This window comes from Streptomyces araujoniae, assembly GCF_050871195.1.
GTDB classification, from domain to species: Bacteria; Actinomycetota; Actinomycetes; order Streptomycetales; family Streptomycetaceae; genus Streptomyces; species Streptomyces bacillaris.
The window spans coordinates 3,905,744-3,919,379 of record NZ_CP194070.1; the positions used below are offsets into that span (position 1 = coordinate 3,905,744).

The following is a 13,636-nucleotide window of genomic DNA, read 5'->3' on the forward strand; positions in this document are numbered from 1 at the left end:
TGGCTGGTACGGCCGACTCAGATGTCGAGGAAGCGGACGTCCTTGGCGTTGCGCTGGATGAACGAGCGCCGCGCCTCGACGTCCTCGCCCATGAGCACCGAGAACAGGTCGTCGGCCTGGGCCGCGTCGTCCAGCGTGACCTGGCCGAGCACCCGGTGGTCGACGTCCATGGTGGTGACGCGCAGCTCCTCGGCGTTCATCTCGCCGAGACCCTTGAAGCGCTGGATCGAGTCTTCCTTGATCCGCTTGCCGTTCTGCTTGCCGAGCGCCACGAGCGCGTCGCGCTCCCGGTCCGAGTACGCGTACTCGAAGTCGTCCCGACCCCACTTGATCTTGTAGAGCGGCGGGCGCGAGAGGTAGACATGCCCGGCCTCTACCAGCGGCTTCATGAAGCGGAAGAGGAAGGTCAGCAGCAGGGTGTTGATGTGCTGGCCGTCGACGTCGGCGTCCGCCATGAGAATGATCTTGTGATAGCGGAGCTTCTCGATGTCGAAGTCCTCGTGGACCCCGGTGCCGAAGGCCGAGATCAGCGCCTGGACCTCGGTGTTCTGGAGGATCTTGTCGATCCGCGCCTTCTCGACGTTCAGGATCTTGCCGCGGATGGGCAGGATCGCCTGGTACATCGGGTTGCGGCCGGACTTCGCCGAGCCGCCGGCGGAGTCACCCTCGACGATGAAGATCTCGCACTTGGTGGGGTCGTTCGACTGGCAGTCGCTCAGCTTGCCCGGCAGCGAGGCGCTCTCCAGGAGCCCCTTGCGGCGGGTCAGGTCGCGCGCCTTGCGGGCCGCCACCCGGGCGGTCGAGGCGGCGATGCCCTTGCGGATGATGTCGGCCGCCTCGTTGGGATTGCGGTCGAACCAGTCCGTCAGCTGCTCGTGCACGACCTTCTGCACGAAGGTCTTGGCCTCCGTGTTGCCCAGCTTGGTCTTGGTCTGGCCCTCGAACTGCGGCTCGCCCAGCTTCACCGAGATGATCGCGGTCAGACCCTCGCGGACGTCCTCGCCGGTGAGGTTGTCGTCCTTCTCGCGCAGCAGCTTCTTGTCGCGCGCGTACCGGTTGACCAGGGAGGTCAGCGCGGCGCGGAAGCCCTCCTCGTGCGTACCGCCCTCGTGCGTGTGGATCGCGTTGGCGAAGGAGTAGACCCCTTCGGTGTACTGCGTGTTCCACTGCATGGCGATCTCGGCCGAGAGGAGGCGGTCCTTGTCCTCGGCCTCGATGTCGATCACCGACTGGTGAATGACGTCGCCCTTGCGGGAGTTGAGGTACTTGACGAAGTCGACGATGCCGTTCTCGTAGTGGTACGTGACGGACCGGGTCGTCTCCTCCTCGGGGACCTCGGTCGCCTCGGCGCTGTCGGCGCCCGCCGTGGCCTTGGCCGACTCGCGCTCGTCGGTGAGCTTGAGGGTGAGGCCCTTGTTGAGGAACGCCATCTCCTGGAAGCGGCGCGAGAGGGTCTCGAAGCTGTACTCGGTGGTCTCGAAGATGTCCCCGTCGGCCCAGAAGGTGACCGTCGTACCGGTCTCGTCCGTGGCCTCCTGCTTGGCCAGCGGGGCGGTGGGGACACCGAGCTTGTAGTCCTGGGTCCAGCGGTTTCCGTCGCGCTTGACCTCCACCGCGACCCGGGTGGACAGGGCGTTGACGACGGAGACGCCGACGCCGTGCAGACCGCCGGAGACCGCGTAGCCGCCGCCTCCGAACTTGCCGCCCGCGTGCAGCACGGTGAGGACGACCTCGACGGCCGGCTTGCCTTCGGACGGCACGATGTCGACCGGGATGCCCCGGCCGTTGTCGATGACGCGCACGCCGCCGTCGGCCAGGATCGTGACGTCGATCGTGTCCGCGTGGCCGGCCATCGCCTCGTCGACCGAGTTGTCGACGACCTCCTGCACGAGGTGGTGCAGGCCGCGCTCACCGGTCGAGCCGATGTACATGCCGGGTCGCTTGCGGACCGCGTCCAGCCCCTCCAGCACGGTGATCGCGCTGGCGTCGTACGAGGCGGTGACCTCGCCGTTCTCACCGGCTGTGGACGGGTTGTTCTCGTTGGGGTTGCCGGAATCGGCCACGAAGCGCCCTTTCTGGCACAGCACAGGCCGTCCTCCGGACAAGGCGGGGTCGGCTGCGTCGTTCGGCTTGTATCGACGACTCCCGCCTCATCGGCGGGATTACCCACCAGTCTACCGGTAGCGGTGACATGAATGGGGGTTTGCCGGTACCTGAGTGCGCATGTGCCGCTCTGAATCAGCGGTTGACGACTCCCCATATTCAGGGAGGGGCCCCAAGAGGCCCTGACGGGCATTGAGCGCTTCTGACTGTCAACCTCCCGCTACGGTGAGGGACGCTCCGTCCGTACCACCCGGTTTCCGCCGGGACAAACCCTGACGAATCAGCCAGCCCCGGCACCTCGACGTCACACCGAAGCAGCCGCCGGACGGCCCCCTCGGGGATCAGGGACACGACAAGATTCAGCCAAAAGTGCAGCTCAGGGTTGTGCTCCGACTGTTCGATCAACGAACGGAAGGCGCGGAAGGCCTCACCCGTAGGTGTCGCCGGGCCCTTTGCTGCCGGGCGCCCGCAGCGGCCCGAAGCGGCGCTCCCCGCCCCCCGGGCCGACCACCTTGATCATCCGTACGGTGCCCTGACCCAGATCCGCGTTGAGCCGGGCCACCAGTTGCGGGGCCAGCAGCCGCAGCTGCGTCGCCCAGGCCGTGGAGTCGCAGCTCACAGTGAGCACCCGCGCGGCCGGGTCCTCGTCGTAGCGCAGCGGCACGCAGTGGTTGGCCAGATCCTCGCCCACGATCTGCGGCCACCGCCCCATCACACCGCCCACCACCGCCGGGGTCTCCCAGCCGCGCTCGGTGATCAGCCGGTTGATCGCGGAGCCCAGCGGCTGCGGGTCGCGCCCGTCCGAACGGGCCCCGGAGCGCAGACCGCCGCCCCGCCGGGCCTGCCTGCGCTGCTGGGCCGCCGCCCCACGCGCCCGGGCCTGCTCCTTCGCCGCCCGCAGCGCGACCCGGGCGAGATCCACCCCGGACGGCTCGGGCCGGGCGGACGGCTCGGCCGGCCCGGGGGCACCGCCGGCCCCCGGCGTACCCACAAAGGCGCCGCCGGTGGTACGGGCCCCGGACCCCGTACCTCCGGAAGCGCCGCCCTCGTCGTTACGGGGCCTGCGGCCCGCCCCACCGGGAACTCCGCGCGCCTCCGGGGCGCCGTGCGCGCCGGAGGCTCCCGGGTGTCCCGGCTCCTCGCCCCGGCCGGTCATGCCCGCTCCACCTCGCCCGCCGACACCGCGTACCGCGCCCCCGCCAGCGCACCCGGCACGTCCTCCGCCACCGCCGCCGTCACGAGCACCTGCTCGCCCGGGGCCACCAGCTCCGCCAGCCGCTCCCGGCGGCGGGCGTCCAGCTCGGCGAAGACGTCGTCCAGGACGAGCACCGGCTCATTGCCCTCGGCGCGCAGCAGCTCGTAACTGGCCAGCCGCAGCGCCAGCGCGTAGCTCCAGGACTCGCCGTGGCTCGCGTACCCCTTCGCGGGCATCCCCCGCAGGCTCAGCACCAGGTCGTCCCGGTGCGGGCCGACCAGCGTCACCCCGCGCTCGATCTCCTGCTTCCGGACCCCGGCGAGCGCCGCGATCAGCTGCTCGTACAGCTCCTCGCGGGTACGGCCCGCCGCCACGTCCTCGCCCACCGAGCTGCGGTACTCCAGCGTCACCGGACCGCCGCCCGGCGCCACGTCCCCGTACGCCTTGTCGGCGAGCGGCTGGAGCGTGGCGATCAGGTCCAGGCGCTGCGCGAGCAGCTCGGCGCCGACCCGGCCCAGGTGCTGGTCCCAGACGTCGAGGGTGGACAGGTCCATGGAGCGGCCGCCGTGGCGGCGGGCCATCGCGGCGGACTTCAGCAGGGTGTTGCGCTGCTTGAGCACCCGCTCGTAGTCGGAGCGGACCCCGGCCATCCGGGGCGAGCGCGCGGTGACCAGCTCGTCCAGGAACCGCCGCCGCTCCCCGGGGTCGCCCTTGACCAGCGCCAGGTCCTCCGGAGCGAAGAGCACCGTCCGTACGATGCCGAGCACGTCACGCGGTCTGACCTGCGAGGACCTGTTGATACGGGCCCGGTTGGCGCGGCCGGGGTTCAGCTCCAGCTCGATCAGCTGCGAGCGCTCGCCCTGGGTCACCGCCGCCCGGATCACGGCCCGCTCGGCACCCATCCGCACCAGCGGGGCGTCCGAGGAGACCCGGTGGCTGCCGAGGGTGGCGAGATAGCCGATCGCCTCGACGAGATTGGTCTTGCCCTGCCCGTTGGGCCCCACGAACACGGTGACGCCCGGGTCGAGAGGCACCTCGACCCGGGCGTACGAGCGGAAGTCGGCCAGCGAGAGATGGGTGACGTGCATGGTGGCCGACCTCTCCCGGCAGTGCTTCGCAGGTGGTTGTGTGCCGGCGCGCGGCCGGCGGACCGATCAGTTCTCGGACTTGGACTCGACCGCGTGGCCGCCGAACTGGTTGCGCAGCGCGGCGATCATCTTCATCTGCGGGGAGTCGTCCTGCCGCGAGGCGAACCGGGCGAACAGCGACGCCGTGATCGCGGGCAGCGGCACCGCGTTGTCGATCGCGGCCTCCACCGTCCAACGGCCCTCGCCCGAGTCGGCGGCGTACCCCTTGAGCCTGTCCAGGTGCTCGTCGTCGTCCAGGGCGTTGACCGCGAGGTCGAGCAGCCAGGAACGGATGACCGTGCCCTCCTGCCAGGAGCGGAAGACCTCGCGTACGTCGGTGACGGAGTCGACCTTCTCCAGCAGCTCCCAGCCCTCGGCGTAGGCCTGCATCATGGCGTACTCGATGCCGTTGTGGACCATCTTCGCGAAGTGGCCGGCGCCGACCTTGCCCGCGTGGACGGAACCGAAGTCGCCCTCGGGCTTGAGCGCGTCGAAGATCGGCTGGACCTTCGCCACGTTCTCCGCGCTGCCGCCGTACATCAGGGCGTAGCCGTTCTCCAGGCCCCAGACACCGCCGGAGACACCGCAGTCGACGAAGCCGATCTCCTTGAGGCCCAGCTCGACGGCGTGCTTCTCGTCGTCGGTCCAGCGCGAGTTCCCGCCGTCCACGACGACGTCGCCGGGCGAGAGCAGCTCGGCCAGCTCGTCGATGGTGGACTGGGTCGCCGCGCCGGCCGGGACCATGACCCAGACGACCCGCGGGCCCTTCAGCTTGCCCACAAGCTCTTCGAGGCTGTGGACATCGGAGACATCCGGGTTGCGGTCGTAACCGATGACGGTGTGGCCTGCGCGGCGGATGCGCTCGCGCATGTTGCCGCCCATCTTGCCGAGGCCGACGAGACCGAGCTCCATCAGAGATTTCCTTAAGCGTCGTGGCGAAAGCGTCGGGGCGTTGGCCGCCCGGGTCCGAGCCTACGCCCGGCGGGCCGGAGCACGGCCTGGACAGCGCGGTGGGCCCGCTCCGTGACGGACGGGCCCACCGGAATGCGTCCGATCAGCCGGAGAGGCGCACCGGCATGATCAGGTACTTGTACGCGTCGTCCGCCTCGGCGTCCACGGCCGGGCGCCCGCTGAGCAGGGCGGGCTTGGTGGACGTGGTGAAGGAGAGCTGGGCGACCGGGGAGTCGATCGCGCTCAGCCCGTCCAGCAGGAACGTCGGGTTGAAGGCGATCGAGATGTCGTCGCCCTCCAGCACCGCGTCGACGCGCTCCACAGCCTGTGCGTCGTCGCTGGACCCGGCCTCCAGGATGAGCACGCCCTGCTCGAAGCTGAGCCGGACGGGGGTGTTGCGCTCGGCGACCAGGGCCACGCGCTTGACGGCCTCGACGAAGGGGGCCGTCTCGATGACCGCGACCGAGTTGAACTCGGTGGGGAAGAGCGTGCGGTACTTCGGCAGGTCGCCTTCGAGCAGCCGCGTGGTGGTCGTGCGCCCCGCGCCCTCGAAACCGATCAGCCCCTCACCGGCACCGGAGCCGGAGAGCGCCAGGGTGACCGTGTCACCGCTGGTGAGCGCCTTGGCGGTGTCCAGGAGCGTCTTGGCGGGCACCAGGGCGACCGCGGACGCCTCCGGGTCCTCCGGCTTCCAGAGGAACTCGCGGACCGCGAAGCGGTAGCGGTCGGTGGAGGCGAGGGTGACGGTGTCGCCCTCGATCTCGATGCGCACACCGGTGAGCACCGGCAGCGTGTCGTCGCGGCCCGCGGCGATGGCGACCTGGGCGGCGGCCGAGGCGAAGACCTCACCGGGGACGGTGCCCGTGGCGGTCGGCATCTGCGGCAGCGCCGGGTACTCCTCCACAGGCAGTGTGTGGAGGGTGAAGCGCGAGGAGCCGCAGACGACCGTGGCCCGGACACCGTCGGTGGAGATCTCCACCGGGCGGTTGGGGAGGGCGCGGCAGATGTCGGCGAGCAGCCGGCCGGAGACGAGCACCGTGCCGTCCTCGTCGACCTCCGCGTCCACGGAGACCTTGGCCGAGACCTCGTAGTCGAAGCTGGAGAAGGAGAGGGCGCCGTCCTCGGCCTTCAGCAGAAGGCCCGCGAGCACGGGCGCCGGCGGACGGGCCGGGAGGCTGCGGGCCACCCAGGCCACCGCCTCCGCGAGTACATCGCGCTCCACCCGGATCTTCACCGGAACCGCCTCCTGCTGTTGCTCGCTCGCCCTGCTGGCCTTCGTCGTCTGGACCGGAGCCTCCTGCCGACGGCGGGGTGGGCTCCGGGGACCAGTCTGACGCACAGCACCGACAGTCGTTGCTGCTCGGGGTCAAGTCGAGCCGAACGAGGTGAAGCGGCCGCCTCTCGAGTTGTACACAGGCCCCACTTCGAAGCGGATTCCTGGCTAACTCTGAGTGGTAGTAGTAGTAGGCCTTGTGGAAACCGTGGATAACGGTGTTTGCGCAGGTCAGCACCGGTTTTTTGTCCACCGGCCCTGTGGGCGGCAGCAGTGGACAACCGGGTGCTTCTGTGGACAGGCGGAAGTTGTGCACACCTGATGCACAGGAGGGGACTGCTTCTCCCCAGGCCTGTCCCCAGCTTTACCCACGTTCCCCACAGCCCAATCAGGCAGCTTGGTGTGACGCCTTTCACTCCGGGCGGTGAGAGCGGGTGTTGCGTTGCCGAACAGTGGACACAGGTGTGGAGAAGCCCGGTGAAGCTGGGGACAACATCAGCCGGCCTGTGGGTCGCCGGTGGACAACCGGGAGAGGCCCCTGTGGACGAGGGCTCTGTCCACAGGCTGTGGATCAAGGTTGACCACAAATCCCCAACCACGTGACCTGGCCTGATGGAGTATTTGCTCCCAAGCCTGTGGACGCAATATGGACAACTTCCCGGTCCCCAGGTTGTGGACGGAAAAAAGTTCACACATCTGTGGAGAAGGGCCCCTGAGCAGGCTCTATTCGAACAGCGCCGGTCCTGGACGGGGCGGCGCGAGGGCTCCAGAAGTCGCCTGAGGGCTCTCGGAGGGGCACGGAACAGCCGCGGAAGGGCCCGGTCCACGCGTCGGAGAGGGCCCGGCAGAGTCCCGGAAGCCGTCGGGAAGGGCCGGGGAGGGGCGTCCCGTACGCGTACGGCCCCGGGAGGCTCCAGGGCAGGCTTCCGGAACGGCGAAGGGCGCCTCGCCCCGACCGTGGGAGGTCGTCGCGAGGCGCCCTGACAGCGCACGGGGGTCCGGCGAGGCGGCCCGGCGGCGCGCGGCGGCTGCCGAGCCGCGCCGCCGGGCCGGTGTCAGCCGTTCTTGATGCGGTTGGTGAGTTCGGTGACCTGGTTGTAGATGGAGCGCCGCTCCGCCATCAGCGCCCGGATCTTCCGGTCCGCGTGCATCACCGTCGTGTGGTCGCGTCCGCCGAACTGCGCGCCGATCTTCGGCAGCGAGAGATCCGTGAGCTCCCGGCAGAGGTACATGGCGATCTGGCGGGCCGTCACCAGGACCCGGCTGCGCGAGGATCCGCAGAGATCCTCCACGGTGAGGCCGAAGTAGTCCGCGGTGGCCGCCATGATGGCCGGCGCGGTGATCTCGGGGGCCGACTCCTCGCCGCCCGGGATCAGGTCCTTGAGCACGATCTCGGTCAGCCCGAGGTCCACCGGCTGCCGGTTGAGCGAGGCGAAGGCCGTCACCCGGATCAGGGCGCCCTCCAGCTCACGGATGTTGCGCGAGATCCGCGAGGCGATGAACTCCAGCACCTCCGGCGGCGCGTTCAGCTGCTCCTGGACCGCCTTCTTGCGGAGGATGGCGATCCGGGTCTCCAGCTCGGGCGGCTGGACGTCGGTGGTCAGACCCCACTCGAAGCGGTTGCGCAGCCGGTCCTCCAGCGTCACCAGCTGCTTGGGCGGCCGGTCCGAGGAGAGCACGATCTGTTTGTTCGCGTTGTGCAGCGTATTGAAGGTGTGGAAGAACTCCTCCTGCGTCGACTCCTTGCTCGCCAGGAACTGGATGTCGTCGACGAGCAGGATGTCGACATCGCGGTACCGCTTGCGGAAGGTGTCGCCCTTGCCGTCCCGGATCGAGTTGATGAACTCGTTGGTGAACTCCTCCGAGCTGACGTACCGCACCCGGGTGCCCGGGTAGAGGCTGCGCGCGTAGTGCCCGATCGCGTGCAGCAGATGGGTCTTGCCGAGCCCCGACTCCCCGTAGATGAAGAGCGGGTTGTACGCCTTCGCCGGCGCCTCGGCCACCGCGACGGCCGCGGCGTGGGCGAACCGGTTGGAGGCGCCGATGACGAACGTGTCGAAGAGGTACTTCGGGTTCAGCCGGGCGTGCGGCTCACCGGGTCCCGGCGCGGGCGCCGGCTGGGCGCCCATCGGACCGGGGACCGAACCGCCGGTGCGCCCGGGGCCCGGACCGCCGGGGCGGTGCTGCTGGTCGTGCGGGTCGCGCTGCTGCTCGTACCCCTGGCGCTCGGGCGGCTGCGGCCGGTAGTCGTGCTGCGGCTGCTGCGGTCGGCCCGTGCCGTAGGGCTCGCGCCACTGCTCGGCGGGCTGGTCGCGGTAGCCGTCCGAGGGCTGCTCGCGGTACGGCTCGGCCTCGCGGTAGCTGTCCGACGCGGGCTGCTCGCGGTCCCGGTACCCCCCGTGCTGCGGCTGCTGCCAGGAGAGGTCCTCCTGGGTACGCGGCCAGGCGCCCGGCTCGGGGCGCTGCTGCTGGTAGTCGGGGTAGGCGGGCCGGGCCGTAGGCATGCCGTCGTCGGAGGGCCGGTGGCCGTAGCCGTCGTACGTGTCGTTGTGCGCGTCCTCGCGCTGCTGCCCCGGGTAGCGGTGGCCCTGCTGGCTCTGGCGCATCGGGGGCGCGGGCGGGGCGGGCGGTTCACCGGCGGAGTCGTCGACGGTGATCGCGATCCGGATGGGGCGGCCGCACTCGCGGGTCAACGTCTCGCTGATGAGCGGCGCGAGGCGGCCCTCCAGCACACGCTTGCCCCATTCGTTGGGGACGGCCAGGAGCGCGGTGTCGGCGACGAGTGCCAGCGGCTGGCAGCGCTCGATCCACTGCTTGTCCTTCGGCTCGATGCCCTGCTGGCCCTCCCCGAGGAGTTGTTCCAGCACTCGCGGCCACACTGCGGCAAGATCGGCAGGTACGTCAGCCACAAGGCACGCTCTCTCGCATGTCCCACGAATGTGTGGTTCTCGGGACGGGGTGGGTCGGGATGGGTGGGGCCCGGCAGTCGGGAAGGAAAAGAATCCGGAGTTCAGCCACGGTAGTCAGGCCGGGGCGCGCGGTTCAAGTTGTTGTCCACAGCCTGTGCACAATGGGGGGCCGCGTGGAGCTGGTTTGACCGGATGGCGTAGCCGCGCGTACCGTGACCAGGTCGAGTTGTCGATGGCTGCTGCCGCCTGCCTCCGATGGGCAAAGATCACGATCCTGTGATTGTGAAGCGGTGCACTAAGGCGTTTACGCGAGTTCCTCGTGGGCGCACGGTGACAGCCAGGCGATGTCCCGCCAAGACACGAATCATTTCTGGAGCCCCCGAGTGAGCAAGCGCACCTTCCAGCCGAACAACCGCCGTCGCGCCAAGACCCACGGCTTCCGTCTGCGCATGCGTACCCGTGCCGGCCGTGCGATCCTCGCCAACCGCCGTGCCAAGGGCCGCAGCAGCCTGTCCGCCTGATCGCTCACAGGTCCATGACGTGCTGCCTACCGAGAATCGGCTGAGGCGGCGCGAGGACTTCGCGACCGCGGTACGACGAGGACGCCGAGCCGGGCGTCCCTTGCTCGTCGTCCATCTACGCAGCGGTGAAACGGACCCGCACGTGACGGGGGAGACTCTCCCCGCGCCGCGTGCGGGTTTCGTTGTCAGCAAAGCGGTGGGAGGTGCGGTCGTCCGCACCGCGGTGAAGCGGAAGCTTCGCCACCTGGTCCGCGACCGGCTGGCACAGCTGCCCCCCGGTAGCCTTGTTGTCGTACGAGCGCTGCCCGGAGCGGGCGACGCCGACCATGCACAGCTGGCCCGAGACCTGGATGCCGCCCTCCGGCGGCTGCTGGGAGGGGGCGCGAGATGAAGTACCCGCTGCTTGCCCTCATCAAGCTGTATCAGTGGACGATCAGCCCACTCCTCGGGCCTGTATGCCGTTATTACCCGTCGTGCTCCCACTATGGATATACGGCCATCGACCGGCACGGTGCGATCAAGGGAACAGCGTTGACCGCCTGGCGCATCCTGCGGTGCAATCCGTGGTCACCCGGCGGTGTGGACCATGTCCCGCAACGCAAGCGTCCGCGGTGGCACCAACTGCTGCGCAACGGCCTGCGCGGCGGCAAGGGCGGGGAGCCCGCCACTGATGTGCCGTCCGGGGGGTCGGTCTCCGAACCTCCGAGCCCGGCCACAGAGACCTCGCCCAATGCTCAAGGAGCCTGATTAGTGGACACGATTGCCAGTCTGTTCAGCTTTATCACCACGCCCGTCTCATGGATCATCGTCCAGTTCCACAAGGTCTACGGAGCGATCTTCGGCGATGACTCGGGATGGGCCTGGGGCCTGTCCATCGTGTCCCTGGTGGTGCTGATCCGGATCTGCCTGATCCCGCTCTTCGTGAAGCAGATCAAGTCGACCCGCAACATGCAGGTGCTCCAGCCGAAGATGAAGGCGATCCAGGAGCGCTACAAGAACGACAAGCAGCGTCAGTCCGAAGAGATGATGAAGCTGTACAAGGAGACGGGCACCAACCCGCTCTCCTCGTGCCTTCCCATCCTGGCGCAGTCCCCGTTCTTCTTCGCCCTGTACCACGTGCTGTCGTCCATCGCCTCGGGCAAGAAGATCGGCGCGATCGACCAGCAGCTGCTCGACAGCGCGCGTGAGGCGCACATCTTCGGTGCCCCGCTGGCCGCGAAGTTCATGGACAGCGCCGCCAAGGTCGAGTCGCTCAACGCCTCCCTGACCGATGTCCGCATCGTCACGGCGCTGATGATCGTGCTGATGTCCGCGTCGCAGTTCTTCACCCAGCGCCAGCTGATGACGAAGAACGTCGACCTCACGGTCAAGACCCCGTACATGCAGCAGCAGAAGATGCTGATGTACATCTTCCCGGTCATTTTCGCCGTGATGGGTGTCAACTTCCCCGTCGGTGTCCTCGTCTACTGGCTGACCACCAACGTCTGGACCATGGGTCAGCAGATGTACGTGATCAACCAGAACCCGACGCCGGGCAGCAAGGCGCAGGACGCCTACCTCCAGCGGGTTCTCAAGCGGGTGGACGCCACCGGTCAGGTCCGTGGCCGTACCCAGCGCAGGACCGTCAAGGCGATCGTCGCCAAGGGCCCCGACCGCAACGACATCGAGCGCAAGTTCATCACCGGGCTGAGCAAGCTGGGTCTGGTGGCCCAGGAGGACGGCACCGTCAAGAAGGGCGAGGTCGTTCCCGAGGGCGAGGGATCCGCCCACAAGCGTCAGCAGCCCAAGCGCCAGACCAAGGCGAAGCGCCAGACGGCCGGCCACACCCCTGCCTCCAGCAGCGCCAAGGACGAGTCCGCGGCCGACTCCAAGACCTCGCTGGAGAAGCGGGACGCATCGCAGGACGACAAGCCGACGTCGGCGGGCAAGTCCGCCTCCGGCTCCTCACGCCAAGCCAAGTCCGGACAGCGCAAGGGCCCGCAGCGGCCCAAGCACCCGTCCAAGAAGTAAGAAGGAGTCCACCCGTGACGGAAGGCACCACCTCCAAGGCCGCCGCCGAGGGGAGCGACACTCTGACCCGCCTGGAACAGGAGGGGGAGATCGCAGCCGACTACCTCGAGGGCCTGCTCGACATCGCCGACCTCGACGGCGATATCGACATGGACGTCGAGGCGGACCGGGCCGCGGTATCGATCATCAGCGACTCCCCGCGTGAGCTGCAGAAGCTCGTGGGCCGTGACGGTGAGGTGCTGGAGGCGCTCCAGGAGCTGACCCGGCTCGCGGTCCACCGGGAGACCGGCGACCGCAGCCGTCTGATGCTGGACATCGGCGGTTTCCGGGCCAAGAAGCGGGAGATCCTTGCCGAGCTGGGTGCCAAGGCCGCCAACGACGTCAAGAGCTCGGGCCAGCCGGTCAAGCTGGACCCGATGACGCCGTTCGAGCGCAAGGTCGTGCACGACGCGATCGCCGCAGCCGGCCTCCGGAGCGAGTCGGAGGGCGAGGAGCCGCAGCGCTTCGTCGTCGTTCTCCCGGCCTGACCGGATCCTTGTACTGTCGGCCCCGTCTGTTCGCAGGCGGGGCCGATCTTTGTCAGCCTGATAGTCAGCCACCCACAGTGCGCTAGTGCGGTACGGAAGGACGGTCCCCGTGACGGATGCTGCAGAGCTTCCCCAGGCACCTGAAGAGGCGCAGGCGGTATTCGGAGCGCTCTTCCCGGAGGCTGTCCGGTACGCGGAGCTTCTCGCCGACGCCGGGGTCAAGCGCGGTCTGATCGGACCGCGCGAGGTGCCGCGGCTCTGGGAGCGCCATCTGCTGAACTGTGCGGTGCTCTCCGAGGTGGTGCCCGAAGGCGTCACGGTCTGCGATGTGGGCTCGGGCGCCGGTCTGCCCGGCATTCCGCTGGCACTGGTCCGCCCCGACCTCAAGATCACCCTGCTGGAGCCGCTGCTCCGCCGGACGAACTTCCTCCAGGAGGTCGTCGAGCTGCTGGGCCTGGACCATGTGACGGTGGTACGCGGAAGGGCCGAGGAGGTCCTCGGGACGCTCCAGCCCGTCCATGTGGTGACCGCCCGTGCCGTGGCGCCGCTGGACCGGCTGGCCGGCTGGGGTGTGCCCCTGCTGCGTCCGTACGGGGAGATGCTCGCGCTGAAGGGCGACACGGCCGAGGAGGAGATCAACGGTGCCAAGGCCGCTCTGAGCAAGCTCGGTGTGGTGGAGACCGAGGTGCTCCATGTCGGTGAGGGTGTGGTCGATCCGCTGTCCACGGTGGTGCGTGTGGTCGTGGGCGAGAGCCCGGGCGGTGTGAGGTTCGCCGCAAAGAGGGCCAAGGCCGCCCGCGTGGGGCGCACCCGTCGGCGCCGCTGACCGCGCCACGACGGCTCCGGCCGGGAGAGGTCCGGCCGGAACCGGTGCGGACGATCTCCGTCGCCTAGCAGGGAAATGCCGGGTATCCAGCCATTCGTACCCCCTGCGGAGTGTCGTGGCCTGGTAGTTGCGCCACAGGGGCATCGTGTTTCACGTGAAACGTCGCTCTCTGCTGCAGGGAATCATCGGCCGCG

General features: G+C 69.1%; 12 protein-coding genes. 6 read left to right on the forward strand and 6 right to left on the reverse strand.

The window, feature by feature from the left end:
* Positions 1-17: 17 nt before the first annotated feature.
* From gyrB to dnaA, 6 genes are all read right to left on the reverse strand, one after another.
* The gene (gene gyrB / locus ACQ9ZG_RS16570; RefSeq protein ID WP_109916046.1) at positions 18-2,087 is read right to left on the reverse strand and encodes a DNA topoisomerase (ATP-hydrolyzing) subunit B; all 2,070 of its coding nucleotides are present in this window, start codon (positions 2,085-2,087) and stop codon (positions 18-20) included.
* A gap of 443 nt (positions 2,088-2,530) precedes the next feature.
* Positions 2,531-3,094: a DciA family protein gene (locus ACQ9ZG_RS16575; RefSeq protein WP_499281610.1), complete on the reverse strand. Its 564-nt coding sequence runs from the start codon at positions 3,092-3,094 to the stop codon at positions 2,531-2,533.
* Between the two features lie 161 nt (positions 3,095-3,255).
* On the reverse strand, positions 3,256-4,386 hold the full coding sequence (gene recF / locus ACQ9ZG_RS16580; RefSeq protein WP_028415816.1) for a DNA replication/repair protein RecF: 1,131 nt from the start codon (positions 4,384-4,386) through the stop codon (positions 3,256-3,258).
* Positions 4,387-4,452: 66 nt separating this feature from the next.
* Entirely contained in the window at positions 4,453-5,337 is an 885-nt protein-coding gene (gene gnd / locus ACQ9ZG_RS16585) for a phosphogluconate dehydrogenase (NAD(+)-dependent, decarboxylating) (RefSeq protein ID WP_018489829.1), read from the reverse strand.
* Positions 5,338-5,479: 142 nt separating this feature from the next.
* On the reverse strand, positions 5,480-6,610 hold the full coding sequence (gene dnaN, locus ACQ9ZG_RS16590) for a DNA polymerase III subunit beta (RefSeq protein WP_015609839.1): 1,131 nt from the start codon (positions 6,608-6,610) through the stop codon (positions 5,480-5,482).
* A 1,094-nt stretch (positions 6,611-7,704) separates the two neighbouring features.
* Positions 7,705-9,558 (reverse strand): chromosomal replication initiator protein DnaA, encoded by a 1,854-nt coding sequence (gene dnaA / locus ACQ9ZG_RS16595; protein WP_499280749.1) that lies wholly within the window; start codon positions 9,556-9,558, stop codon positions 7,705-7,707.
* Positions 9,559-9,941: 383 nt separating this feature from the next.
* Between dnaA and rpmH the strand changes: the two genes are divergently transcribed.
* From rpmH to rsmG, 6 genes are all read left to right on the forward strand, one after another.
* Complete coding sequence (rpmH, locus tag ACQ9ZG_RS16600; protein WP_018489831.1) at positions 9,942-10,079, forward strand: 50S ribosomal protein L34; 138 nt, start codon at positions 9,942-9,944, stop codon at positions 10,077-10,079.
* 19 nt (positions 10,080-10,098) lie between these two features.
* Positions 10,099-10,470 (forward strand): ribonuclease P protein component, encoded by a 372-nt coding sequence (gene rnpA / locus ACQ9ZG_RS16605; protein WP_078507711.1) that lies wholly within the window; start codon positions 10,099-10,101, stop codon positions 10,468-10,470.
* The gene (gene yidD / locus ACQ9ZG_RS16610; RefSeq protein WP_078562473.1) at positions 10,467-10,826 is read left to right on the forward strand and encodes a membrane protein insertion efficiency factor YidD; all 360 of its coding nucleotides are present in this window, start codon (positions 10,467-10,469) and stop codon (positions 10,824-10,826) included. Before rnpA ends, yidD begins: the two co-directional genes overlap by 4 nt.
* Positions 10,827-10,829: 3 nt before the next feature.
* On the forward strand, positions 10,830-12,089 hold the full coding sequence (gene yidC / locus ACQ9ZG_RS16615; RefSeq protein WP_028415814.1) for a membrane protein insertase YidC: 1,260 nt from the start codon (positions 10,830-10,832) through the stop codon (positions 12,087-12,089).
* Between the two features lie 14 nt (positions 12,090-12,103).
* Entirely contained in the window at positions 12,104-12,616 is a 513-nt protein-coding gene (locus ACQ9ZG_RS16620) for a Jag family protein (protein WP_028415813.1), read from the forward strand.
* A 109-nt stretch (positions 12,617-12,725) separates the two neighbouring features.
* The gene (gene rsmG, locus ACQ9ZG_RS16625) at positions 12,726-13,442 is read left to right on the forward strand and encodes a 16S rRNA (guanine(527)-N(7))-methyltransferase RsmG (protein ID WP_028415812.1); all 717 of its coding nucleotides are present in this window, start codon (positions 12,726-12,728) and stop codon (positions 13,440-13,442) included.
* The last annotated feature ends 194 nt before the right edge of the window (positions 13,443-13,636 follow it).

Coding starts and splice junctions, on each gene's coding strand:
- recF (WP_028415816.1), bottom strand. CDS start 4,386: ATGCACGTCACCCATCTCTCGCTGGCCGACTTCCGCTCGTACGCCCGG.
- gnd (WP_018489829.1), bottom strand. CDS start 5,337: ATGGAGCTCGGTCTCGTCGGCCTCGGCAAGATGGGCGGCAACATGCGC.
- yidD (WP_078562473.1), top strand. CDS start 10,467: ATGAAGTACCCGCTGCTTGCCCTCATCAAGCTGTATCAGTGGACGATC.